This window comes from Pantoea sp. JZ2 (genome assembly GCF_035191405.1).
Classification (GTDB): Bacteria; Pseudomonadota; Gammaproteobacteria; order Enterobacterales; family Enterobacteriaceae; genus Pantoea; species Pantoea stewartii.
Map to the genome: position 1 here is coordinate 2,924,106 of NZ_CP045247.1, position 23,735 is coordinate 2,947,840.

Below are 23,735 nucleotides of genomic sequence, written 5' to 3' on the forward strand. Positions count from 1 at the left end.
CCGGTAACCCAGTAAAGGTAATCTTCTATGAACAGTAATATGAGTGGAAAAGTCATTGTTATCACCGGTGCCAGCAGCGGTATTGGTGAAGCCACTGCCCGGCTTTTAAGCGCCGCAGGCGCGAGTGTCGTGCTGGGTGCCCGTCGTCTTGAAAAGCTGACTGCTCTGGCGGATGAACTGACTCGGGCGGGCGGAAAAGCAGAAGTCGTGCAGATGGACGTGTCAAACCGTCAGGATGCCGAAAAACTGATTAAGACAGCTGTAAACACGTTCGGCAGGATTGATGTGCTGATTAACAACGCGGGTATTATGCCCAATTCACGACTGGACCAGTTGCGGGTAGAGGACTGGGAAAAGGCTATTGATATCAATCTTAAAGGCACGCTGTATGGCATTGCCGCAGCCCTGCCCTTTATGAAAGACCAGAAAAGCGGCCATATCATTAACGTGTCTTCTGTAGCTGGCCTGCGTGTTCGCCCTACTACGGCTGTTTATTCAGCGACTAAATTTGCGGTACGGGCTATATCAGAGGGCCTGCGTATGGAAATGGCGCCATACAATATTCGCAGCACGATTATTTCGCCCGGACCGGTTGATACGGATTTACCGGGAAGCGTGACAGATGCTGCCGTAGCAGAGCAGGTCAGAAAGATACACGAAACGGCTATCCCGGCAGAAAAACTGGCTGAAACCATCGCGTTTGCAATCAGCCAGCCAGAAGCCATCGACATCAACGAAATCGTTATACGTCCCACCGCAATAGACTTTTGACCATTGCCCTGAGACAAGCTGGAATGTCGGCAGGGGCACAAGAAACATGCCATCTTCTCCATTGCTTCCCTGACGGAAGCCGTGGGCCCATGAAAGATGCGCACCCTTCACCGTAAAGGTAGAAGCCCCGCGAATGCTGCGGGGCGCTTTTGCGTCCGGTCTCACCCGTATTGCGCCTGCTGGTCGTGCCGCCTCTCTCTCCTCGTACCGGATGAGGCTTCTCACTCACGACAGGCTTCCGACACGGCGTAGCTGTCCTCAAACATACGGAAACGCGTAATGAGCCCCTGTTCGATGTACATATCGAGTACAAATTCGGTCTCAATTAACTTACCGGTTTTTTTAACGCGCGTGGCAAGCTCGCCCGTGGCGACGACGTGGTTGCCGTTGATAAGAATGTCGTTGATGTCGAACTTTTCTGACGTCGTCTGCGCCCGGATTTGCGCATAGAATACGGCCACACCTGTTCTGCCTTTTTTACGCCCAATCCAGGGAACCACTTGTGTATTACCGGCGATAAGCCAGTCCACCTTTTCACTGACCAGTTCAGCGATCTCGCTCACCGCCTCTGAGGTGGCGATACGATGAAAGAAGGTTTCGACTACAGCCTGAGGTGTTGGCGTCGTCATAAAGTGTCACTCCCGTTAACTGAAGCCCAGGCCCTCAAGATTAATTTAGTGTTCCGGCAAGCGGCTTATCTGCAGATGCGGTTATATGGTGCAGGTCAAAACTCGGGTCACTGACATGATCGTGTTTCGAAGAGCATGTTGCATAACGCGGGCGGTTTCCCCTTTACCTCGTCACTTGAGATAATGTCGCGATCATTAACGCGGTTTTATTCAGACAAAATGAAGACGAACCGCTTTCCAGACCTGTTCGCTTTGTTCTGAAAAAACATTTAGTCATGCCGGGCGAGTTATTCTGGATAATCCCTCCACAGGGTAACGCCGCATAATCGCTTTTACCGCTCTCTCTGAGATGAAATGCAGCTTATTGTAATAGTGAGCTGACTGACTTAACAGCAATGTAATGCCAGCGTATTCCATCACAGAGAAAGGGGATTGCGTCAGCCATATAGTCACTAACAGTGATTATACGAGAAGCTCTTTAATAGCGGCAGGTTAACGCCCTCTGAAAATCTTATCCCGCGCTTAGTACACCATTCTATTTTCTCTAGTGAAAAATATAATTCTGTTCCTTTCGGGTTATTTATTCTCCTTTTCCACAAAATCACCATTTAAAAATAAACCATTAATAATAAAGGCAAAAAACACCTGACAACCTTTTATTGATGGACGCAAACTGTTAAAAGTGAAAACCGGTGAAACAGCTCTTTACATTTCTCGCCTGGCCAGCGCCGAATATAAAAGCATTTATTCAACCTGTTTCTCCAGCCGTTTTTGAAATACGCTTCAGTCACTCGCGCTTTGAACAGGTTGCCATATACTTCAGACATATTCTCATTCGGAATATAACGACTCATTTCAATTTATGGCAGCACAAACGGTTCTGTAAAGGCGTCTGTGCAAGGAGACAGTATTATGGATCAAACCGCATTTTTGATCGGGTTTTCGGTCATGGCAATTGCGTCATTGGTAATTTATGCCACAGGCAAAAAAACCTTTCCCTTTCGACATCACACGTTAATGCATGCCTCAGTGCCTTTTATTGCCGCCACCGCTTATCTGGCCATGGCCTTTGGTTTCGGAAATCTGGCCACAGAGAGTGGCAGCATCGTTTATCTCGCCCGCTATGCTGACTGGTCTGTCACCACGCCTGTTTTACTGGCAGGGCTTGTTATGGTTGCCTTTCATGAGCAGAGTAAACCCGGTGAAATGGGCGGCTTTTTAACAGCCATCATCATTCTGGATGTGATGATGATTATCACCGGTCTGGTCTCTTCGCTGGCGGAAACGTTCGCCGCTAAATGGGTCTGGTATCTCTGGTCATGTGCTGCGTTTCTTGGCGTGGTTTACCTTCTTTGGGGACCGTTACGCACGATTGCCGCTGAGCGCGGCAGGGCGATGGCAGAGGCTTACAACAAAAACGTCGCATTGCTGACGGTGGTCTGGTTCATCTACCCCATCGTTTTCCTTGTCGGTCCGGAAGGATTAAAAATCATCACCGATCCTGCGTCCGTATGGGCATTCCTGGTTCTTGATATCATCGCCAAGGTGTTTTACGCCTTTTACGCGGCGTCCAGTCTTGAAAAAGCGCTGCGCCATACCACCTTTGATGGTGCTGTGCGGGTATGACTCTGCGGCAGATTGCCGGCTGGACAGGACTTTGGGGGGCAGCGCTGGCTGCCTCTTTCAGTCCGATGCCCGTGCAGTTGATTTTTGCCATTGTCGCAATAGGTGTTATTGGCATGGCTCACGGTGCCAGCGATCTGGCAGTAGTAAAACGCGGACGTAAGGTGCCCTTTCTGGCTGCTTATGGCGTGATCATTCTGCTTTGCCTGTTCTGGTGGCACTGGTCTCCGGCACTGGCATTACCCGGTTTCTTGCTGGCATCTGCGCTGCATTTTGCCCTTGAGGATGCCCCAAAGGGAGCGATAACCGAACGCCTGGCCAGAGGCGTCAGCATGATAGCGACGCCGGCCCTCTTTCACCCGCGAGAATACAACATCATTCTTCACCAGGCAGGGCTGGCACCCACTCTGCCCGGCTCCGTGACGTTATGCATGGCGATTGCGGGCGCACTTTGTGCCATTAGCCTGCTCATTACCGGCGTGAGTCGTCACGATGTGCGGCTCATTACCGGGACGCTGGCGCTGCTGCTCCTTCCGCCTTTTGTCGGCTTTTCTATGGGATTTTTGATTCTGCATGCCCTGCCACAAACCCGGTTACGCCGTCTTCAGCTGGGCTATGCGCATTACACAGGCTATCTTTATACAACCTGGCCGGTGTTTGCAGGAGCGATCCTGCTGGCGGCAGTGACAACCTGTATGATGTACCCGTCCAGTGACGCAGACATTAAATCGCTGTTTGCTGCGCTCGCTTCGCTCGCTATTCCCCATATGCTGGTTACGCCCTACTTCGAGCCAGGTAGCCATGAATAGTGAACTTAATGTGCGCAGTCCCCGCCGGAAACACGCAGAAGCGTCCCTCCTCTTGCAGGATGCCCCCGCGAAAGACAGTTACTGTGGCTTCCCAACAAACCGGTTTAAGGCTCCGCTGAAAATCGCTGCATAGCTGCACGCACGCAATACCGCTATCACGCGAGGATCACTGTTCGCTTTCCGGGAGAGCCGCATGTGAAGCGGTGCGCTTCAGTCAGAATGACGCCAATGCCGCCAGGGGTTTACAGCGGCACAGGCAGTGAAGGTGATACAAGGCATCAGCAGGCAAGGACAGATATTCAGGTTTGGCCTGGCAACCGTAACGGATCAGTTACCTGATTTACGACCGAACAAGAGACCCAGCAGTTCACGGTAATGCTGTTCTTCTTCTGCACTTCCTGCCAGCTCCAGGCGTCGGACGAGTTTGCTGCAAATAGCCGTGCGGTTCAGGCTTTTTCCTGCTCGAAGTATTTCGGATGCAATGCTGCCCAGCGTTTCTTGCTGCGTAGGCAGTGACGCGCTTTCAAAATAGCGGGCAATGGCGCTCATGGCGTCGGGTCTGGGCGAGTTTTTATACAATGTCGGCTCTGGGGAAATATTTAATGAGTTAACTATTACGTGTGGGTAAAGTTATAGACTTGATGGTCCGCTGTACAGGTGTATTTTTGGAAACGCTCGTTTTCTTTTGCAAAACGTGCTTTTGCCTCCATCCTGGCTGATCTCACGAGAGTCTGACAGGCTTTTCAGTCCTGATCCCGGGTGGGTTCACCACCGACGCCACAGCATTCCTGAACTGGTTCTGAATTCTGCGAGATGAGAGAAAGAATGATGTTACCGACACGCTAATCGCAGCGACATTTTCTCTTTCACATCGAAAATGCCCTGCTTAACACGTTAAAGGTGATCGGGAATGATCACTCTTTTTCCGCCCCAGGATTCAGGGCATTGAGTTGTTTCGCATCATGGCTGCAAAAGAAGGTGATATCCTGGTGATGCTGCCTCAACAACGCACGAAGCTGCTGTTGTGTACGCTTTCTGGCTTCGTTATCCATGGCCATCATCCACTGATAGAAACGTAGCCCTGGCGTACAATGGGGATCCTGCAGCGCCATCTCGCCCCGATAGAACCAGGCGTCGCCGCCGTGAAGCAACCACCCTTCCGACCGACTGACTGCAATACCGGCATGGCCTTGCGTATGGCCGGGCAGTGGCACAAGCAGAATTTCAGCGGGAAGACCTTTGAGTGCGGTTACGGCATCAAAGCCGTACCATTGCTCCCCCTGAACCTGATAGCCTGTCCAGCCAGAAAGTCCGGTCCACTGACCGGGCCGATAGCGTTCGCGGGCCAGCCAACTGTGCCGCTGTTGTGATGTATCAATCTCGGTTTGTAGCAGATGTACCTGTGCGCCAGGGAAATCAGTGAGCCCCCCGGCATGGTCAAAATCAAGATGAGTAAGAACGATGTGACGCACATCGTTAGCATTGAATCCCAGCGCCTCAATGCGGGAGCGTGCAGTAAGGGCTTCCCGCCTTTGAATATTGTTCAGCAACCGAAAAAAGCCAGAAAGACGTTTTTCTGGGTGGCGCATATCATCCCGTCCAAAACCGGTATCGACCAGGACCAGACCGTGTCGATCTGTTTCTATCAGCAGGCAATGGCACACCAGATGGGCATAAAGGCCTTTACTGAAACCATCAAACAGCGCTCCGCCCACCGGGCACATACATCCACAATTAAGATGATGAATTTTCATAATTTACCCAGCTTTAAAATGTTGTAAACGTTCAGACAGCCGGTATCTGGAAACCTGTATGACTGAAGGCTCTGAGAGCATGAGGTGAATGGCTGTACTGCATGGCTGTTCCTGATAACGCACGTGTTTGAAACAAAAGAAGCGCAGGCAGACAGCCGTCGGAATGCACGATGCCTGGCGCTCAGAACGTACATGAGTAATAAGCAGTGCATGGGGAACGAAGCGCCTCCGGCCTGGCTATCGTTAGTGTGGCTCAGCTGAGTTTTACATCGGTGGATTTTTCCTCTTCAAGCCTCTCCGCACGCCGTTGTGATGCTTCTTTCAGGCCGAGTGGAGAGGCAAGCGCAATGCGCGTCTGCAACCAGTCCCTCCAGAGCGTGGCATTTCAGATGAACAATGCGACGTTTATCGCGGGCATCAATAATCTGATCAAGGCGCGAAATTTGCTTTTCAGCACTGTAAACGTCAGAAAGGTCATGAATAAACAGATCAAGTAACGTTTTTACTTTCACAGATTAATCACCCTTCCGGCCAGTGATAAACATAAAAGAAGGATCTCTACGAATAACAGCAGCGTTCAACGGGTGTTGTTCATGGAGCGCTCCCTGCTCCCCAGTCTGTCCTTTAATTAAAGTGAATCAGGAGCCACGATGGCTGTTTTGCCCACCTTTCTTACCTGCTTCAGAGGCTTTTTCGCGGTCGTTCTTGAAGTTACCGCCGCTATGCTGGCCGCATTTTTTGCCGGCTTCAGAAGCTTTCTCTTTATCTTCAGCGAAATTACCGGAACCGCCACGATGTTCAGTCATGATATTTCCTCCTAAAAGTAAAAGTTACATGCTTCATTTCCATGCTAAGCATGGCATTGTAAGGCTATAAAACTTTTTTAATACTGCAAGCGTGACGGGAATTCTTTCTGGGGATTTTACGGGGCAACCTTATACAAATCTCGCATCCGGCTTAACGCTGTCTCTCCGTTTCTTACCCTCACTTCGTCCCACGGTTAAAGAAAAAACAAACAGAACAGCGAGTTGTGAATCATTGATTATTACCCACCTTCCTGAATTATTTCTTAAGGAAATTTTCCCGCCTGAAAAAAATCCAGACAATTATTTGCTAACCCTTTTTCTATCTCACTTATGCTCATTGTCATACACGCATGACACGCCCGATGTTTTATAGTGCTTTACCGTTGCGTTTTGGCTTTCCGCCAGATGCTTAACACATTTATAAGATTACTCTCAAAAGCCGCCGCCATTATTTTGTACAAGAATCAGGATTATTGTATAAATTTGCCCATTGACCGTCATAAATAAAGAATTATCACTGAGTAAAGTTGAAGCGCTATCCGATGCGAATAAAAGTAGCGGTCATGAAAAATAGTTCTCACTGGTACTTTAAAAAACCTTATACGCTATTCTTAGCCGGCAAGGACTGGCGGAGAGGGGTTAAGAAAAGAGGGATAAGCGCCGTGGCGGTGGCGGACATTCAGCTACACATCCTAAAGAGACGTTCGGGGCTCGACAAAAAGAGAGTGGCATTTAACGTTAACATCCTTTTACAGAACGATTGACGCTGGCCGCCCTGTATTAGGCGTAATCGGGGGTTAACGCTTTACCCGTCCGAAACGAAACCTGCCATGTCTGAGTCACGGGCTCACGCCCAGACGATGCTATTGCCACATATCGGCAGTTTCGGGTTAAGCCCACTGAGGCTGGCTTGTGACTTCACTGAGAATCGCCCATGTCTGGTTGAAAACTGCGATTTTTATTTATATGTAACATCATAAGCTTCCCTGTGAGATTCCTGCTTCAGCGAATTTAATCAGACATTCCTGCGGATATTATTCATCCTGCGCGTCAGCTTCTTCATCGCAAAAATAATACAGATGCTGCGCCAGCCCTGGGCCGAAGTAAAAAAACGCCCCCACTCAATAGCGGGGGTGAACCAACTAAACAGTTCCAGGCTACTTTAGCTGTAGGCGCCAGCAGGCACCCACGTTAAATTATTATTGTACTGATGCCTGAGCGTTGCAAACGAGGCGGTAATACCACTCAGGATTATCTGCCGGACTTTTTACAGGTCTACTGCAATATTAAATGCTCCTGAAAAGTAAACGGGCAATTGCTTTGGTTAAAAAGAGCTGACGTGGGAATGATTAAGCGAGTCAGGATGTTTTTGAAATTTATTTAACAGAAATAACCGTACACACACTTAGCCTGTCTTTACTACGCCTCTCCCGGCACCACTGACACCTTCCTTACTCTGTTTCGTGTGAAAAGGCTTAGCCTGTATTTCGACATCAATAAAGCACACTGCCCTTTTTACCTGTCAAGGTAATACGTGCCGCCGGCGACATCCCGCCTCGTTTAAAAAACACAGTTAGAATACAGATGGTAACGCGAGCAATAGTTAACGCCATGATTTTCAACCTGTGGAGAAAGAACAATAAAATTGATCAAAATCATAGAAAGTTAAAAACGGCAGATAAAAAACAAAAGAAGCATAAGGAATGTATCTTTTGTGCCGATATACGATTACCGCCTGAGAAAACCTAAGGCTCGGGGTAACGTTCAACACAGGGTTAATTAAATGAAAATTATAAAAAGCTTTTACAATTTAAAGATAGGCGGGAAACTGGTTCTGGGTTTTCTGTTAGTTATTCTTGCCTCACTGATTATCTCTTCGCTGGCGCTCAAATGTTTTTTAAATATCAAAGAGAACTCTGCCAAACGTGACATTACCGTACAAATGCTGGATTCACTGGCTAAAGCCCGGCTTAACCGCACACTTTTTCAGTATACTCGTGAGACGAAGTTTATCGAAATCAATGGCGAGGCAATGAACCAGCTTTCGGGTTTACGGCAAAGCCTGGAGCACTACTCCTGGTCCACGGCCGGGCGTGAAAAGCTTTCTGTTCTCAGCGTTGCCCTGAATCAGTATCGGGAGAAACGGCAGACTTTTCTTGCGAGTACAGACAAAACCGTCCTCTCCTTGAATGAACTGAACCGCCTGGAACTGGCCGCGCTGTCAGAAAAACTGGCTGCCCGACAGACGTCCGTTCCTGCTGACGCTGCTGCTCAACTGCTCACGCTGAGCCTGAAGATCGAACAGGCCGCGTTTTATGTGCAGGCATTTATTAAAACGCCAGATTCGTCATCGCTGGATAAATTTGCTGGCATCAGGGATACCCTGTCATCGCTTAAGACCCAGCTGTCCGGTCCGTCCGCTTCAGAATTCACTACCTTGTTAGCCGAAGTGGAGCAAAAAACAACGTCCGGCCCTGTGCTGTTGAACAACTATCTTCTTGCCGTTAACGCAGAGAAACACGCCTCAGACGACATGACGGCCGCCGCAGGCAAACTCAATCAGTCCATGACAGATTTGGCTTTCTTCCAGTCTCAGATGGCTGAAGAGTACATACATACCGCCCTCTGGCAGATAGGTTTCACCACGATTACCTGTATTATTCTTAGCCTTGTTGTCGCCTGGAGAATGACCCGTAGCATTACCGTTCCCCTGAAAGAGACGCTTTCTTCAGCAAAACGCATTTCAGCAGGCGACCTGACGTCAGAAATAACCAGTTCGCGTACTGATGAACTGGGCGAACTGATGACCGCCGTCGGTGCCATGAATCACAGTCTGCGCACTATCATTTCGAAAGTCCGTGACGGTGTGAACAGCGTAGCTCGCGCCTCCTCTGAAATTGCAGCAGGTAATACTGACCTTTCCTCACGAACAGAACAGCAGTCCGCAGCCGTTGTAGAGACCGCTGCCAGTATGGAAGAGCTGACCTCAACCGTAAAACAGAATGCTGAGAACGCCCATCATGCCAGCCAGTTGGCTACCGAAGCATCACATAACGCCAGCCGTGGCGGGAAAATTATCAGCGACGTGATCGCCACGATGGGTGGGATAAGTCAGAGCTCGGGCAAAATTGGAGAAATCATCACTGTCATTAACGGTATTGCTTTCCAGACGAACATTCTGGCGTTGAATGCCGCGGTCGAGGCGGCACGGGCAGGCGAACAGGGACGCGGCTTTGCTGTGGTAGCAGGTGAAGTACGTAGCCTGGCACAGCGCAGCTCTGTTGCGGCAAAAGAAATTGAGGCACTCATTCGGGAATCCCTGGAGCGCGTAAACAACGGTACCGAACTGGTTAACCGTGCCGGTAATACCATGGGAGATATCGTCAAATCCGTCACGCAGGTCAGAGATATTATGGGCGAAATCGCTGCCGCGTCTGACGAGCAGAACCGGGGCATTACCCAGATAGCGCAGGCGATGACAGAAATGGATACAACGACGCAACAGAATGCTGCGCTGGTTGAGGAGTCATCTGCGGCGGCCAGCAGCCTGGAGGATCAGGCGCTGGAACTTGAAAAAACCGTGGCCGTATTTCGGTTACCGGCGCCCTCTTCAATGAACGTGACCAGCGCTCCGGTGATCGCGCGCAGTCGGCACATTCCGGCTTCAGTGAAAACCTCAGACGCCAACTGGGAGACATTTTAAGGCATAACGCAAGGTCGTGCTGGGGCGCTGTGTGTTACGCGCCTCAGCAAGGGTTGATGCGCCTGACGGCATCGGGAGGATACGTGACTGAAAATAAAATGCATACCGCTCACATTATCGTTGGTGAGGCAGCCGAAGCCCTGTTTTATGAAGCCGATTCAATCACGCGGAAAACGTTAATTGATAAGCTCTACAGCATTCTGCAGCAGGAAACAGGCAGTCAGCGTAAAGCCGCAATCATCGAAGCAATAAAACTGTTCATTTGATTTGCACACTCAGTGCCTGAGAAAATGTGAAGACCCTTCAGTCAGGAGGCGTCCTTACCTTACGAAACGTAAGTGCCACTCAGGCGCATCATACGTTTGAGGTCCTTCTCACGACCACAAAGGCGAAGAATGGCCGTAAGTTGTGCTTTCACGGGTAAAAACACCTGCTGCGATCTGATACTCACGGTAACGGTTTCGCCTACTGAGAGAGCTGTCCAGTCTTGTTCTGTCAAAATGTGGAAGCCACCGAGGAGTTCAACCGGCACCGGACCAGTCTCAGGTCGCAGCAAAAAGTCGGAGCGGAACCGTAAAGACGTCTCATCAGCATAGTTGGGCCAGGCGTATTTCTTGCTCAGAAAAGCCGCGGCATGCGAAGGCAGGACAATATCGATATCGTTCACCGGCCCCTTTTCAAGGCCGTAAAGCGCCATGGCCGCTCCCCCGATCACCATCCAGGGCAAAGCGTGCTGATTCAGTTGCTGTGCCATTTTTGCCGGGGTTAATTCTAAATCGTCCATATATCACTATCACTCGGTTGAGCGCGTTTTACGACGTAATGTTTTTTCGTTGTGCTGACGTTGTCTTAACGCAACTGGATAACTGTATGCCAGATTTATGACATCTGAAGGCAACTGCAAGGAAGGGTCAGAATCGCTACGGGTTGGCTAAACAGCACCATCATAAAGCCCTCTGTCGCCTTACCCGATCAGGAATGACGTAAACCGGTGCAGGAAAAACGGCGCAACCTGTCGTCAGGCCAGCCACAACGCGCATCTGAAAAGCCCGACCAGGGCCGTTCAGGCGCGGCGAAAGGCCTGAACGCAGCTCGTACCACCGTTTATTTGCTCAGTCACAAATAAACTGCGCTTCGCACTGGCGAGCGATGTCCCACAGCCTGTTGCGAATGACCTGCTTAAGTTGCAGCGTGGACTGGGACTGGGGTTGATCACGACGGCTGATCAGCATCACTTCAAACGGCAACGGCTGCGCGACGGGGAGTAATTTTAGCTGTTCGGCATAGCGGCAAGCCGTGAACAGATCCACCACGCCCACACCGCCGCCCGCCAGTACCATATCCGCAATTACCGAGTAGGTTTTAATCGATAACGACACCGCCGGATTCAGCTTTTTATCGCGCAGCGCGCGGTGCAGGACGCGCCCGAGCGGATCCTGGGTCTGCATCATCAGCAGGTTATTCGCGCATAACCATGCCAGCGTAACGGGTTCATGCTGGGGATGATTTGGCGGCAGTAGCGCTACCATTGACGACTGAAACAGCGGTTCCGCCAGCAGCGCTGCATCCACCTGCTGACCAAAGACCAGGGCGAAATCAAGCTGATCATCCAGGATCATTTGGCATAAGGTACTAAAGTGTTCCGTGACCAGCTCAACGCTGACCGAGGGCACCTGTTGTCGCCAGGTGACCAATGCTGGTGCCAACACCATTTGACCGAAAGCGTGAGCCGCACCGACACGGACGATTTGCCCTTCGCCGCGTCGCAGTTGTTCAGTGAGCTGGGTGATGGATTGTAAGCGTTGGTAGAGATCTTCCACCTCTGGCAGCAGCCGTCGTCCTTCTGCCGTGACGCTCATGCCCTGGATACGCCGCTCAAACAGCGCAAAGCCCAGTTGCTGTTCTGCATGGTTCAGCACGCGGCTGATATTGGGCTGCGATACGTTGAGCAGGCGCGCGGCTGCGCTGATGCTGCCGGTCTGTACGATGGCCTGAAAGACTTCTATGTGACGGAGCCGCATCATTATTTACCCTGTGTGGATTCAGCTACCCGCAGGCCGCTGTGATGCACCCTTTCCAGCGCTTCACTTACAGCACCGCCAACGTCTGAATCAAAATGGAAAACCTGAACCATCTGTCATCTCACCCGCGGTACGGGCAAAGAAACGGCCAGCGCCTGAATCTGTCCTGCCTCGTCGTTATTCCTTACTGCCGATACGATCCGGGCGGGTAAAGACAGGACAATCCCTGCTGCAAAAATTGTACCGTAAAACAGAGGGAGGCGAAGCGACCCGCTACCGCCTTGCGCTGAAATAAGGCGGCGCCGGGCTTATGCAAGGGGAAACAGGTGCAAATCGCGCCGGTATCGGTCCATTTCCCCTCACTGGCTGAATTATTGAAAAGGGTAAAATCAGGCGTTCGCCCTGACATGGTGCAGTGGGGAGACGGCCGGGTTATCTCATGAGGGTCAACGGTGCCTGGTGGCGGATTATCGGTCAGTGCGCACGATCGCGCCCGGCGGCGATGTTTCTGAAAAAAAGGAAGCTGCAGGGGCGAAGGTTACCCGCCCCTGACCTCATGGCTGTCCCTGTGCTACGCCTGGGTACTCGCCAGGTAAGAAAATGCACTGAGCAAGCTGATCAACGTCTCCATCCGCTCTGCCTGATATCCCACGGTAACCGCATCGATGCGCGTGACGCCGGGGATCAGGCTGAACAGATCGGCCAACACAGGTTTACTGGCCTGAAGCTGCATATGATAAGGCGCGGTCAACCGGGTCGTGCTCGTATCGCGCTGATGCTCAAGCGCGGCGCGTGCAGCACTGCCTATGGCACGTTGTGCCGCTTTGGGACTAATGGATTCCGCGCAGGTATGGGAAATGGCGCGTTTGACACAAACGTAGTCAACCGTTGGGTAATACTCTGCTATCCAGCTCTGTAGCTGATCGTCGCCCGTGACCAGCCACAGTGGCGTGCCCTGCTCAGCGGCGGCAGCGGCGTAAATATCGGTTTCGCCCATCACCAGGCCATTGATATGGATACGCCAGAATGCACGGCCATTAATGGTGTGCGCCAGTACGCCGGGTTCGCCTGCTGCGCTGTGATAGCCCACCAGAAATAATCCGTCGAACGTCTGCTGTTCTATGCCTTCAACCATCGACAAGCCGCGCGGTTTGCCCTGCACCAGCCGGGCGCGGGGATCAAGATTTTCCGCCCGCAGGTTGGTCATTTGCGCATGGCTGTCTGCGACGACCACCTCCGTTGCGCCTCCCGCGAACGCCCCCTCAATCGCGGCATTCACTTCCTGTTCCATCAGACCGCGGGCCAACTGATATTCCGGGTTGCCGGGTGTGCATTGCTCCGGACGCATAACGCCCGCGATACCTTCAATATCGGCAGAAATAAAAATTTTCATGTGGTTAACCTGTCCAGAATCTGAGTCAGTGAGGGGCGATGGTGACCCCGAAAGCCGGTAACAGGCTCTGCGCTCAACAAGGCATCGAGTACAGCCTGTTCGGTGGCATCTGCCGCGGCGGCAAGCAGCGGCTCCAGCATGGCGTCCTGCGGCGGTTGCGGCAGCGGTTGCGTTGAAAACGCTACGGCGATATCGCCCGAGCCGTGGCCCCAGTAGCTGCCCAGCCGCCCGAGGCCGGCACCGGCACGCTTCGCGATACGCTTCAACTGACGCGCATCCAGCGGCGCATCCGTCGCCATCACGATGATGACAGAACCGGCATCACGCTGCGGCGCCTCTCCTGCCAGCAGTGGTGCAATCACTTCACCGAGTCGCACACCGTCAAGCGTGAGCGCGCTGAGCGTGCCAAAATTCGCCAGCACCAATACTCCCAGCGTGGCATTGAGCGACGGAATAACACGCGAGGCCGTGCCGATCCCGCCCTTCAGATTAAAACAGCTCATCCCGCGTCCTGCGCCAACGCTGCCGCGGGAAAAGTCCGCTGCGGCTGTATGCAATGCTTCCTGCGCCATCGCCTCACTGATGGCCAGCGCCTGAATATCATTGAGCCAGCCGTCGTTGCACTCCAGGGCCAGCGGGTTCACCGTCGGTAGCGTCCGCCCGAGTTCCGGGTTACGACGGATGGCGTCCCGTACCAGCGCGGTAAACAGCGTGCCCACCGCCAGCGTGTTACTGAGCAGAATCGGCGTGTGTAACACACCCAGCTCCTCGACCTGTGTCAGTCCGACCGGTTTCGCAAAGCCATTCAGAACTTCAGCTCCGCACGGCAGCGGCGTGAGAAACAGGTTATCACCCGGCGGAACGATAGCGGTGACGCCAGTCTGCCGCTCTCCCTCAGCCAGCGTGACGTGGCCGACGCGCACACCAGCCACATCGCTGATGCGATTAGTGGGGCCACATGCGCTGCGCGGCTGCCCCAACTGACGCTCGTTACGCCAGCGATCCAGCAGCAGTTCGCACTGCAGTTGTTGAAAGTCCATCGTCAGCCCTTGAGTTTCGGGTCGAGCGTGTCACGCAGCGCGTCGCCGAGCAGGTTAAACGCCAGCACCGTGATAAAAATCGCCAGCCCCGGAAACACGCTCATGTGCCACGCGCCCGCCATCATCATGCTCCGGCTCATGGCCAGAATATTGCCCCATTCAGGCACATCCGGCTCCGGTCCGAGGCCAATAAAGCTTAAGCCTGCCGCTGTGAGGATACTGGTGCCAATGCGCATCGTAAAATAAACAATGACGCTGGAAAGCGTGCCCGGCAGAATATGGCGCAGGATAATGATTCGGTCGGGTGCACCGGCACAGCGCACGGCTTCCACATAGGCAGCCTGTCTCAATGACAGCGTGGAGGCGCGCACAATCCGGGCAAAGACGGGCACGCTGAACACCGCGACGGCGATGATGACATTGTTCAGGCCCGTTCCCAGAAGCGCCACCACCGCAATGGCCAGCAGCATGCCGGGAAACGCGAATAACACATCGGCACCGCGCATGATCAGCATATCGACCCAGCCACCGTAATAGCCCGCCAGCAACCCCAGCACGACGCCGACAATCATGCCCAGCGTCACGGACAGCACGCCGACATACAGCGAAATACGCGCCCCATAGATAATACGGCTGAGCAGGTCGCGCCCCAGTTCATCGGTGCCCATCCAGTGTGCTGCCGAAGGGGGCGAGGATAACGCCATCCAGTCGGGCGCCATCGGATCCCAGGGAGCTAGCCAGGGCGCAAAGATCGCCACCAGAATCAGCAGCAGGACAAATCCGCCTGAAACCAGCGCCAGAGGATTGCGCACAAAAGCATGCAGGAAATCGCGCCACGGCGAGCGAATAACCTGAGGCGGGTTATCAGTCAGCGATTGATGACTCATCTCGGCTCCTGTCGCAGACGAATTGCCGGATTGACGACCGCGTAAAGCAGATCCACCAGCAGATTAATGACGATAAATTCAAATACAAACAGCATCACCAGCGCCTGAATGACCGGCTGATCCTGCGCTTTGATAGACTCAATTAACAGCCAGCCTAACCCTGGCCAGTTGAAGACGCTTTCCACGACAATCGAACCGCCCAGCAGAAAACCAAACTGCAACCCCAGCATGGTGATCACCGGGATGAGCGCATTACGCATCACGTGTTTCCACGTCACCAGACGGTTACGCAGCCCTTTCGCTTTCGCGGTGCGCACGTAATCTTCCTGTGCCACTTCAAGGAAGGCCGAGCGGGTAAAGCGTGCCATGACCGCCGCAACGGACGATCCCAGCGTGATGGCGGGCAGGACAATATCGCTGGCCTTGTTAAAGCCGCTGACCGAGAACAGGCCAAAAGGCATCGCAACGAACTGGATTAGCAGCAGCCCCAGCCAGAACGCCGGCATCGAGATACCGCCCACCGCCACGCTCATTAGCGTCCAGTCTTGCCATTTCCCTCGTTTCAGGGCCGCGAGTACGCCAAGCATCAGGCCGAGAAGCACAGACCGGGCGAAACCGGCTAAGGCGAGCCACAGTGTGGGCAGGAAGCCCTGCTTAATCACCTGCAGCACCGGTTGCTGGGTGCGGTACGTGGTGCCAAGATCGCCATGTAACAGGCTGTCTATCCAGTTAACATACTGCTGCGGCAACGAGTCGTTGAGCCCGAGGTGCTGACGTGCCGCTTCGACCGCTTCAATCGGTGCATCCGGTCCGGCATAAATGCGCGCCGGATCGCCCGGCAGCAGCTTGATGAAACCGAAAACCAGCAGCGAGACCACCAGCAAAACCGGGATCATCTCCAGCAATCGGCGAATGATGTATGCAAACATGCCATTCCCTGAAATAAAGGTGAGACGGGGAGCCTCACGTGCCGCCGCAACCGGCAAGGACACGTGAGGGACATCCGCGACTTATTTAAACGACGCCTGAGTGAACAACAGATTGCCATCAGGCAGCATCGAAACGCCGCTCAGGGTGCTGCGTTTGCCTACCAGATTGTCTGGCGTGCCAAGGAACGCCACGGGGGCCTCTTTCCACAACAGCTTTTGCGCTTGTGCATAGGCGATACCACGTTTTGCCGGATCGGCCGTCGCCAGCCCGGCAGCAATCGCCTTGTCGACGTCAGGATTGCTGAAATAGGAGACATTGTACGAGGTAGGTACCCATGATTCGGTGGCGAACAGCGGACGCAGAGCCCAGTCGGCATCGCCGGTAGACGTCGACCAGCCGCCATAATAGAGGTCAAATTCGGCTTTTTTCGGGTCCTGAACGCCCCACAGCTTCGCGTTGCGCGTTCCGGAATCCATCGGTGTCACCGTGGCGCGAATACCCACCGTGGCCAGTTGCGCCTTCAGCACCTGGGCGGCGCGCACGCTGGCGGTCGCATTGGTGACCCAGAGCTTGAGATCCAGCCCATTCGGGTAGCCCGCCGCTTTCAGCAACGCTTTGGCCTTTTCCGGCGCATAGTGGTAATCGGGATCGCTCTGCTTCTCATAGAACTGCACCCCTTCCGGCATCGCGGAGGTGGCCGGTTTACCCAAACCGGCAAAGGCCACCTTCAACCACAGATGACGGTCAATCGCATAGTTGATTGCCTGGCGCACGCGGACATCGGCCAGAGGTTTATGCTGCGTATTGATCGCCATGTAATAGAGATAGATGCTCGGATCGCGCTGAATCGCGAGGTTGCTGTCCTGCTTCACCGCCGCGATCAGATCCGAAGGCAAAGGCCAAATGGCATCCACCTGACCCGATTTCAACGCGGCAACCCGTGTCGCATCTTCCGGGCTGGGTGAGAAAATCACCTGATCGACTTTGGGCCAGCCCTGCCGCCAGTAACCGTCATACTTCGCCAGCGTGACCGCTTTGCCCGGAGTCCAGTTTACGAATTTAAATGGCCCGGTCCCCACCGGATGCAGCCGCAACTGGGCCTCGTCCGGATACTGTTTCAGAACCGACGGGCTCCACATCACCGCCGAAGGGTGCGCCAGCGTATTAATAAAAGCACCAAATGACTGATTGAGTGAGATTTTCACCTGATCGGGTGCCAGCACCGTCACCTTATCGATCATTTTGTACAGGCTGTTGCGCTTCAGCCCTTTTTTCTGGTCTGCCAGACGATCAAGGTTCGCTTTGACCGCTTCCGCATCAAAAGGCGTACCATCCTGGAAGGTAACGCCTTTACGCAGCGTCAGCGTAAATTCCGTCGCACTGTCGTTGGAGGTGTAACCGGTCGCCAGCCAGGGCTCCAGCTTCATCTGGGGATCAAACTGAAACAGGCGCTCAAAGATACCGCTCTGCACCGAGTAGCTGACATTATCCGAGGTATCGTGCGGATCGAGCCCCGTAATATCGGCATACATTGAAATGCGCAGATCCTGTGCCTGCGCGGTCATGACCAGTGTCGTCGTTAAGGCGAGGGCGAGTGAAGTACGGCGGAACAGCGTTTTCATAAAATCTCCTGGTCGTTAAGGATTATCGCAATGCAATGCCGTCAGCGACCCAGTGTTGCGGTGCAACCTGCCGATAACGGGGTTTCGTGACCGTTTCGCCCACCTTTCGCAACGGCGAAGGAATTTCGCTGTCATCAAAACGGCGAGGCTGACGGTTCTCGGGATCCGCCACCGGCACGGAGGCCAGCAGACGTTGGGTATAAGGATGTTGCGGTTGATTAAAGACCGACTGGCGCGGTCCGAGCTCGACAATCTGGCCGAGGTACATCACCGCCACGCGGTTGGCAATGCGCTCGACGACCGCCATATCATGAGAGATGAATATCCAGGCTACGCCCGTTTGCTGCTGGAGATCCATCATCAGATTCACCACCTGCGCCTGAATTGAAACGTCAAGGGCCGATACGGCTTCATCAGCAATAATCACTTTCGGTTTCAGGGCCATCGCGCGGGCAATGGCAATACGCTGGCGCTGACCGCCCGAAAATTCGTGCGGATAACGACGCGCGTGCTCCGGCAACAGCCCAACGCTTGTCAGCAGCGCATCAATGTGTGGAGAAGCCTGTTCCAGTGAGTCCACCATGCCATGCAACAGCAACGGCTCGGCAATGGTAAACCCCACCGTCAGACGTGGATTCAGTGACGCATAGGGGTCCTGAAACACCATCTGAATTTCACGGCGCAGCGGCTGGAATGCCGCCTCTTTCAGATGAGAGATTTCCTTTCCTTCAAAGTGGATGCTTTCCGCCTCACTGGCGATCAGGCGCATCAGCGCACGCCCGGTGGTCGATTTACCGCAGCCGCTTTCACCCACGATGGCCAGGGTTTCACCCGGCCACAGACTGAAATCAATCTGCTCAACCGCATGCACATGATGCGTATGGGTCGAGAAGATGCCGCTACGGATGGGGTAATACACTTTTAGCCCACGTACATCGAGTAGCGGTTCGCTGTCGTAGCGCGCCGTCAGCTGTTCGTGTTGCGCCGCCTGTTGTGCACCCAACAGAGGAAAGCGTTGCGGCCACGCGTATTCACGCATATCGCCCAGTTTTGGCACGGCTGCCAGCAACGCTTTGGTATACGCATGCTGCGGGGCGGCAAAAATCTCTGACACGGTGCCCTGCTCGACCACTTCGCCACGCAGCATGACCACAACACGATCCGCAATTTCCGCCACAACGCCCATATCATGGGTGATAAATAACACCGCCATGTTCTTCTCGCGTTGCAGCTCACGCAGGATATGTAAAATGCGCGCCTGTACGGTGACGTCCAGCGCCGTCGTGGGTTCGTCGGCAATCAGGAGTTGCGGATCACAGGCCAGCGCCTGAGCAATCATTACGCGCTGGCGCATCCCGCCGGACAGCGCGTGCGGATAGCTTTTCATGACGCGATCGACATCGGCAATACGTACCTGTCGCAGCAGTTCACGTACGCGCGCATGAGCCTGTTTCTTGTCGCACTGATGATGGTCGCGTAACGCTTCGGTGAGTTGATCATCGATACGCAGCACCGGATTCAGTGAGGTCATCGGCTCCTGAAAGATCATCGCCATTTCACGGCCACGCAACGTGCGGCGCTGACTGTCATCCAGCGTTTCTAACGCATGAACTTCTCCGCGGCGATCGCGAAACTGCATGCTGCCGCGATCGATACGGCCACTGCTCGCCAGCAAGCCCATCACGGCCAGCGACGTGACTGATTTACCTGAGCCGCTCTCGCCCACCACGGCGACAATTTCGCCAGGATAAATGGCGAAACTGATGCCTTTCAGCGCCTGATTCTCACCACTGCGTCCACGAAATGAGACGCTAAGGTCCTGAACAGCAAGCACCGGTGATGCACCGTTAGCACGTGTGGCAGAAGAAGTGAGTCGTGTGTCCGTCATCAATGCCTCGTCGCGTTACAGCCAGATACGGCCATCGGAGTAATTCAAAAAAGGAGAGCTGTCGGCCGCCAGCCAGATCGGGCCATCTAAATCGACGTGCTCTGCGTGCACCGCCACGGGCAATGCCGCTTCCATTGCCAGGGATGAACCCAGCATGCAGCCGACCATGATGCGCATGTTCTGCTTGTGCGCTTCATCGACCATCGCCAGCGCTTCCGTCAGACCTCCGCACTTATCCAGCTTGATGTTGATCATCTCGTAGCGATGACGCAGGCTGGCAATGTCCTCTCGCGTGTGGCAACTCTCGTCCGCACAGACGGGAACAGGATGACGGAAGCGTTGCAGGTCATGATCCTGACCTGCGGGAAGCGGTTGCTCGACCATCGCGATGTTAAAGGCCTGCAGCGCCACCAGCAGGCTTTCCAGATCCATTCCCGACCAGGCTTCATTGGCATCGATAATGAGCGTCGCACGCGGGGCCGCGGCACGAATCGCCGCCACTTTTTCCAGAACCGCATCGCGGTCGAGCTTGATTTTGAGCAGGATGGCACCCCGCGAGACGGCATCTGCCGCCGCCAGCGCCATGTTTTCCAGCGTATCGAGGCTGAGGGTTTCCGCCGTCACGACCGAGCGTGGCGGCGGGCATGCACTTTGTTGCCAGAGCGTTTGACTGGCCCGTGCGGCGTCAAGTCGCCACAGTGCGCAGTCCAGCACATTGCGCGCGGAACCGGCGGGCAAACGGTGTTGCAGATCATCGCGGCTCAGGCCTGCTTCCACGTCAGCACGTACCGCCTCAAGCTGGGCCTGAACGCTGTCTGGCGTTTCATCGTAGCGCGCCGTTGGTGTACATTCGCCCTGCCCAATAAAGCCGTTTTGCTCAAGCGTGACACGGATAACCGTCACGGCGGTACGCACACCGCGCGAGATAGCAAACGGTCGCGCCAGCGGTAGTTCCACCACGTTGATCTGCACCTGTCTCATCTCAGCCCCGCTCCTGAAGCAGCGCGGCGATGTCATCGATACCAAAACGCACCGGATCGGTTGCCGGTAAACCGAATTCAGCACGGATTTCAGCACAATAGGCGCGCGCGTCTTCTTCCGTGTAGTTTGAGGTGTTAATCGCAAAGCCAGCCAGTTGAACAGACTCACTGGTCACCTGGGCGGCGCACAGATTGGCTTCCACGCAGTCTTTCAGGCTAACCATCGGTTGATGCGGCAAATGGCGCATATGCGGACGGCCCATTTCATGGCACATCACCAGCCAGTGCGGTTGCGCACCGTGCATAAGCCCCATACTGACGCCCGCGTAAGAGGGATGGAACAACGATCCCTGCCCTTCCACGATATCCCAGTGATCATCATCGTTGGCAGGAGACAGGGCTTCCGCCGCACCGGCAATAAAGTCCGCGATTACCGCATCCACAGCAATGCCTTCCCCTGCAACCAGAATCCCGGTCTGTCCCGTGGCACGAAAATCCGCTTTCATTCCGCGCGCACGCATTGCCGCTTCCAGCGCCAGTGAGGTGTACATCTTGCCCACTGAGCAGTCAGTCCCCACCGTGAGTATCCGCTTACCTGAACGCTTCTTACCGCTACCGACACTCAGCTTCGGACGCATATGACGTAAATCGAAAAGCGCAACACCAAACGTCTCTGCCAGCGTGACCAGCTCGGGCTCATCCACCAGACGATGATGTAATCCACTGGCCACGTTCATGCCGGCTTTAATGGCACTTTTCACCGTATCCAGCCAGTGTTCGGGCAGATACCCCCCTGCGTTGGCGGTGCCCAGCACCAGCGTTTTCGCGCCGCGCGCTTTGGCGCTGGCGATATCAAGTTCATCCAGCCCCAGGCTGACCGTACAGCCCGGCAGTTTAATTTCGCCAACGCACTGTTCCGGTCGCCAGATATGAATACCGCGCGCCGTTTTTGCCGCGAGGGGATCGGTAACATCGCCAAGAAAAAGTAAATAGGGTTGTGGGATTAGCATGAGAGTTCTCGTTTCAGACAAAGGTAAGGTTCTGAAACCACTATTTCATGCGTGTTGAAAGGTGACGAATGCTTGTTTGGTGGCGGGGTATAACGGCAGGCTATAGTCAGATAAAAAAGTAATGGCAACCGCGTTATTTCAACGAATCAGGATGAAATCGGCCCCGGTGCCGGGGCGAGTCATAGGAAAAGGCTAATATCCGCCGGAGAGTTAATGGAGAGATATCGTTTAATGTCAGTCAACGGGAAGCAAGGCCGTTTACTTCGACGCTGTCTTTCATAATGCCCCGGCGTGGTATCGGGTACCACGGATAACACGCTTTGGGGCGTGGTGAGGATGTTATCTTTCCTCTCAAAACGCTGTGACTGACAACCGAGAGGAAACGCGGTAATTACAGCTTTCCGGTCAGATACTGTGCTTCACCATCCGCAAAGCTCCAGTCACCCGGCGCATTGGTAATAAAGCTGATCATCAGATTTTTCCCATCCACCCCACAGTGCTCTGCCAGCTCCCGTGCCAGTTCCGCCATGAAACGCGTTTTTTGCTCTTCACTTCTCGGGCTGGTAAACACCCGGACCATCACCAGACGGTCGCTGCGTTCAAACCCCAGCCCGGTATCCTGGAACACCATCTGATAATTTTTATTTTCGTGAACAATCTGATAACGGTCACGTTCGGGAACGTTAAACGCGGTGAGCACAGCCCGATGTGCAGCGTCCAGCATTGTTCTGATTTCCGTAGCAGAACGTCCCTCAATGATGTCGAATGTCAGCAATGGCATAAATAAACCCTCGGTTGGTCTAAATCGTAAGTGTATGATGTCGCGCTATGTTGACGACTGCTGTTGAAAAGAAAAAGAGACAGGACTGAAATGATTATTCGCTATTTTGAACAATCCCGATGAAAGCATTCCGCACGGATGAACTGTGGGTGCATTTGTACTGGCTGACGGTACTCGCTGAATCGGGAAGTTTTACCCGCGCGGCTGATCGGCTGGAGGTCAGCAAGGCAGCCATGAGTCAGAAAATCAAAGAGCTGGAGAATATGGCCGGCACAGCACTGGTGCAGCGTACTACCCGCAGCGTCCGTCTGACCTCGGCGGGCGAAAAACTGGTGGATAACTTGCGCGATCCTTTTGCGCAGATTGAGCAATCCTTTTTACGCATTCGTGATGAAACCGGCCCGGTGAGAGGCCTGGTGCGTGTCAGTGCGCCGGTAGCCTTTGCGCGCCAGCAGCTCGTCCCGGTTATTGGCGATTTTGTCCGGGAGTACCCGCAGGTCACTATTCAGCTGGATGTCAACGACCGTCTGGTATCACTGACTCGTGAAGGTTTTGATTTGGCCATCCGTCACAGCCAGACACTTCCGGAGACCCACATTGCGCTGAAGTTGTGTGACACGCATGCGGTTCTGGTTGCCTCCCCCGCTTACCTGGCGCAATACGGCACCCCGCAAAAGCCCGACGACCTGGAGCGGCATAACTGTCTGTACTATCTGCGCGGACAGGAACCGCCGCGATGGCATTTCCATAAAGTGACGGGCGGAGAGGAAACCGTAATGGTGAAGGGAGAGGAAAACTTTGCCACTAACAACAGCGAATCCGTCCGCGATGCGGCATTACAGGGACTCGGTATCGCCCTGCTTCCTGATTTTAGTGCGCGAGCCGCGCTGGCTGCAGGGACACTAACGCAGGTTCTGCCCGCATGGCGAACAGTAGACGCATTTGCCGAAAGCTTATGGGTAGTACGTCCGCATACTGCGCAGGTTCCTAAGGCTGTGACCACGTTTATTCGGTGGCTGCGGGCGAGGTTTGCGGAGTAGAGTTAAGTTGAATGGTGGTGGTTATGGTGATGTGCGGATGGGCTGAAT

Annotated in this window: 21 protein-coding genes and 1 pseudogene; 6 read left to right on the forward strand and 16 right to left on the reverse strand. The window is 53.9% G+C overall.

Annotated features, from left to right (window positions below; all coding sequences use genetic code 11):
- The first annotated feature begins 27 nt into the window (after positions 1-27).
- Positions 28-771, forward strand: a complete 744-nt coding sequence (locus GC087_RS13970) for an SDR family oxidoreductase (protein WP_324028542.1) — start codon at positions 28-30, stop codon at positions 769-771.
- Between the two features lie 221 nt (positions 772-992).
- Here GC087_RS13970 and GC087_RS13975 read toward each other — a convergent pair whose 3' ends face one another.
- Positions 993-1,400, reverse strand: a complete 408-nt coding sequence (locus tag GC087_RS13975) for a nuclear transport factor 2 family protein (protein ID WP_324028543.1) — start codon at positions 1,398-1,400, stop codon at positions 993-995.
- Positions 1,401-2,312: 912 nt separating this feature from the next.
- On the opposite strand from GC087_RS13975, the gene GC087_RS13980 reads away from it, so the two are divergent.
- Complete coding sequence (locus GC087_RS13980) at positions 2,313-3,026, forward strand: bacteriorhodopsin (protein WP_039340894.1); 714 nt, start codon at positions 2,313-2,315, stop codon at positions 3,024-3,026.
- The gene (locus GC087_RS13985) at positions 3,023-3,832 is read left to right on the forward strand and encodes a Brp/Blh family beta-carotene 15,15'-dioxygenase (RefSeq protein WP_324028544.1); all 810 of its coding nucleotides are present in this window, start codon (positions 3,023-3,025) and stop codon (positions 3,830-3,832) included. The genes GC087_RS13980 and GC087_RS13985 overlap by 4 nt, the downstream gene beginning before the upstream one ends.
- A 327-nt stretch (positions 3,833-4,159) precedes the next feature.
- Here GC087_RS13985 and ycgZ read toward each other — a convergent pair whose 3' ends face one another.
- The 4 genes and pseudogenes from ycgZ to GC087_RS14005 form a co-directional block, all read right to left on the reverse strand.
- Positions 4,160-4,381: a regulatory protein YcgZ gene (ycgZ, locus tag GC087_RS13990; protein ID WP_162835474.1), complete on the reverse strand. Its 222-nt coding sequence runs from the start codon at positions 4,379-4,381 to the stop codon at positions 4,160-4,162.
- Between the two features lie 365 nt (positions 4,382-4,746).
- The gene (locus GC087_RS13995) at positions 4,747-5,586 is read right to left on the reverse strand and encodes an MBL fold metallo-hydrolase (protein ID WP_185199838.1); all 840 of its coding nucleotides are present in this window, start codon (positions 5,584-5,586) and stop codon (positions 4,747-4,749) included.
- Between the two features lie 253 nt (positions 5,587-5,839).
- A pseudogene (locus tag GC087_RS14000) lies at positions 5,840-6,098 on the reverse strand (hypothetical protein).
- A gap of 126 nt (positions 6,099-6,224) precedes the next feature.
- Positions 6,225-6,392 carry a con-10 family general stress protein gene (locus GC087_RS14005; RefSeq protein ID WP_324028545.1) on the reverse strand — a complete coding sequence of 56 codons (168 nt, stop codon included), beginning with the start codon at positions 6,390-6,392 and terminating at the stop codon, positions 6,225-6,227.
- Between the two features lie 1,783 nt (positions 6,393-8,175).
- Between GC087_RS14005 and GC087_RS14010 the strand changes: the two genes are divergently transcribed.
- Together GC087_RS14010 and GC087_RS14015 are read left to right on the forward strand one after the other, a co-directional pair.
- Positions 8,176-10,095, forward strand: coding sequence for a methyl-accepting chemotaxis protein (locus tag GC087_RS14010; RefSeq protein ID WP_324028546.1), 1,920 nt, complete (start codon positions 8,176-8,178; stop codon positions 10,093-10,095).
- A gap of 83 nt (positions 10,096-10,178) precedes the next feature.
- Entirely contained in the window at positions 10,179-10,361 is a 183-nt protein-coding gene (locus GC087_RS14015; RefSeq protein WP_133745147.1) for a hypothetical protein, read from the forward strand.
- Positions 10,362-10,420: 59 nt separating this feature from the next.
- Here the strand turns inward: GC087_RS14015 and GC087_RS14020 are convergent, their stop codons facing one another.
- The 11 genes from GC087_RS14020 to GC087_RS14070 form a co-directional block, all read right to left on the reverse strand.
- Positions 10,421-10,879 (reverse strand): hypothetical protein, encoded by a 459-nt coding sequence (locus GC087_RS14020; RefSeq protein WP_324028547.1) that lies wholly within the window; start codon positions 10,877-10,879, stop codon positions 10,421-10,423.
- Between the two features lie 328 nt (positions 10,880-11,207).
- Positions 11,208-12,116, reverse strand: coding sequence for a LysR family transcriptional regulator (locus tag GC087_RS14025; protein ID WP_172912623.1), 909 nt, complete (start codon positions 12,114-12,116; stop codon positions 11,208-11,210).
- Between the two features lie 571 nt (positions 12,117-12,687).
- Positions 12,688-13,509 carry a M55 family metallopeptidase gene (locus tag GC087_RS14030; RefSeq protein ID WP_205954465.1) on the reverse strand — a complete coding sequence of 274 codons (822 nt, stop codon included), beginning with the start codon at positions 13,507-13,509 and terminating at the stop codon, positions 12,688-12,690.
- On the reverse strand, positions 13,506-14,549 hold the full coding sequence (locus GC087_RS14035) for a DmpA family aminopeptidase (protein WP_324028548.1): 1,044 nt from the start codon (positions 14,547-14,549) through the stop codon (positions 13,506-13,508). The genes GC087_RS14030 and GC087_RS14035 overlap by 4 nt, the downstream gene beginning before the upstream one ends.
- A 2-nt stretch (positions 14,550-14,551) precedes the next feature.
- Positions 14,552-15,436 carry an ABC transporter permease subunit gene (locus tag GC087_RS14040; RefSeq protein WP_033737479.1) on the reverse strand — a complete coding sequence of 295 codons (885 nt, stop codon included), beginning with the start codon at positions 15,434-15,436 and terminating at the stop codon, positions 14,552-14,554.
- A complete protein-coding gene (locus tag GC087_RS14045; protein WP_324028549.1) occupies positions 15,433-16,365 on the reverse strand; it encodes an ABC transporter permease in 933 nt (310 codons plus the stop codon). Before GC087_RS14045 ends, GC087_RS14040 begins: the two co-directional genes overlap by 4 nt.
- 81 nt (positions 16,366-16,446) lie before the next feature.
- Positions 16,447-17,988, reverse strand: a complete 1,542-nt coding sequence (locus tag GC087_RS14050) for a glutathione ABC transporter substrate-binding protein (RefSeq protein WP_277281806.1) — start codon at positions 17,986-17,988, stop codon at positions 16,447-16,449.
- A gap of 22 nt (positions 17,989-18,010) precedes the next feature.
- Positions 18,011-19,876, reverse strand: a complete 1,866-nt coding sequence (locus GC087_RS14055; RefSeq protein ID WP_324028550.1) for an ABC transporter ATP-binding protein — start codon at positions 19,874-19,876, stop codon at positions 18,011-18,013.
- Positions 19,877-19,891: 15 nt separating this feature from the next.
- Positions 19,892-20,857 carry an N-acetyl-D-Glu racemase DgcA gene (gene dgcA / locus GC087_RS14060; protein WP_023328925.1) on the reverse strand — a complete coding sequence of 322 codons (966 nt, stop codon included), beginning with the start codon at positions 20,855-20,857 and terminating at the stop codon, positions 19,892-19,894.
- Between the two features lies 1 nt (position 20,858).
- Positions 20,859-21,866 (reverse strand): N-acetyltransferase DgcN, encoded by a 1,008-nt coding sequence (gene dgcN, locus GC087_RS14065; protein ID WP_324028551.1) that lies wholly within the window; start codon positions 21,864-21,866, stop codon positions 20,859-20,861.
- A 391-nt stretch (positions 21,867-22,257) separates the two neighbouring features.
- Complete coding sequence (locus GC087_RS14070; protein ID WP_324028552.1) at positions 22,258-22,647, reverse strand: tautomerase family protein; 390 nt, start codon at positions 22,645-22,647, stop codon at positions 22,258-22,260.
- A gap of 119 nt (positions 22,648-22,766) precedes the next feature.
- On the opposite strand from GC087_RS14070, the gene GC087_RS14075 reads away from it, so the two are divergent.
- Entirely contained in the window at positions 22,767-23,687 is a 921-nt protein-coding gene (locus GC087_RS14075) for a LysR substrate-binding domain-containing protein (protein WP_324028553.1), read from the forward strand.
- Positions 23,688-23,735: the final 48 nt, after the last annotated feature.

What these genes read in the sequence shown, in the direction of transcription:
- GC087_RS13970 (WP_324028542.1), top strand. Translation starts at nt 28, where the DNA reads ATGAACAGTAATATGAGTGGAAAAGTCATTGTTATCACCGGTGCCAGC.
- GC087_RS13975 (WP_324028543.1), bottom strand. Translation starts at nt 1,400, where the DNA reads ATGACGACGCCAACACCTCAGGCTGTAGTCGAAACCTTCTTTCATCGT.
- GC087_RS13980 (WP_039340894.1), top strand. Translation starts at nt 2,313, where the DNA reads ATGGATCAAACCGCATTTTTGATCGGGTTTTCGGTCATGGCAATTGCG.
- GC087_RS13985 (WP_324028544.1), top strand. Translation starts at nt 3,023, where the DNA reads ATGACTCTGCGGCAGATTGCCGGCTGGACAGGACTTTGGGGGGCAGCG.
- ycgZ (WP_162835474.1), bottom strand. Translation starts at nt 4,381, where the DNA reads ATGAGCGCCATTGCCCGCTATTTTGAAAGCGCGTCACTGCCTACGCAG.
- GC087_RS13995 (WP_185199838.1), bottom strand. Translation starts at nt 5,586, where the DNA reads ATGAAAATTCATCATCTTAATTGTGGATGTATGTGCCCGGTGGGCGGA.
- GC087_RS14005 (WP_324028545.1), bottom strand. Translation starts at nt 6,392, where the DNA reads ATGACTGAACATCGTGGCGGTTCCGGTAATTTCGCTGAAGATAAAGAG.
- GC087_RS14010 (WP_324028546.1), top strand. Translation starts at nt 8,176, where the DNA reads ATGAAAATTATAAAAAGCTTTTACAATTTAAAGATAGGCGGGAAACTG.
- GC087_RS14020 (WP_324028547.1), bottom strand. Translation starts at nt 10,879, where the DNA reads ATGGACGATTTAGAATTAACCCCGGCAAAAATGGCACAGCAACTGAAT.
- GC087_RS14025 (WP_172912623.1), bottom strand. Translation starts at nt 12,116, where the DNA reads ATGCGGCTCCGTCACATAGAAGTCTTTCAGGCCATCGTACAGACCGGC.
- GC087_RS14030 (WP_205954465.1), bottom strand. Translation starts at nt 13,509, where the DNA reads ATGAAAATTTTTATTTCTGCCGATATTGAAGGTATCGCGGGCGTTATG.
- GC087_RS14035 (WP_324028548.1), bottom strand. Translation starts at nt 14,549, where the DNA reads ATGGACTTTCAACAACTGCAGTGCGAACTGCTGCTGGATCGCTGGCGT.
- GC087_RS14040 (WP_033737479.1), bottom strand. Translation starts at nt 15,436, where the DNA reads ATGAGTCATCAATCGCTGACTGATAACCCGCCTCAGGTTATTCGCTCG.
- GC087_RS14045 (WP_324028549.1), bottom strand. Translation starts at nt 16,365, where the DNA reads ATGTTTGCATACATCATTCGCCGATTGCTGGAGATGATCCCGGTTTTG.
- GC087_RS14050 (WP_277281806.1), bottom strand. Translation starts at nt 17,988, where the DNA reads ATGAAAACGCTGTTCCGCCGTACTTCACTCGCCCTCGCCTTAACGACG.
- GC087_RS14055 (WP_324028550.1), bottom strand. Translation starts at nt 19,876, where the DNA reads ATGACGGACACACGACTCACTTCTTCTGCCACACGTGCTAACGGTGCA.
- dgcA (WP_023328925.1), bottom strand. Translation starts at nt 20,857, where the DNA reads ATGAGACAGGTGCAGATCAACGTGGTGGAACTACCGCTGGCGCGACCG.
- dgcN (WP_324028551.1), bottom strand. Translation starts at nt 21,866, where the DNA reads ATGCTAATCCCACAACCCTATTTACTTTTTCTTGGCGATGTTACCGAT.
- GC087_RS14070 (WP_324028552.1), bottom strand. Translation starts at nt 22,647, where the DNA reads ATGCCATTGCTGACATTCGACATCATTGAGGGACGTTCTGCTACGGAA.
- GC087_RS14075 (WP_324028553.1), top strand. Translation starts at nt 22,767, where the DNA reads ATGAAAGCATTCCGCACGGATGAACTGTGGGTGCATTTGTACTGGCTG.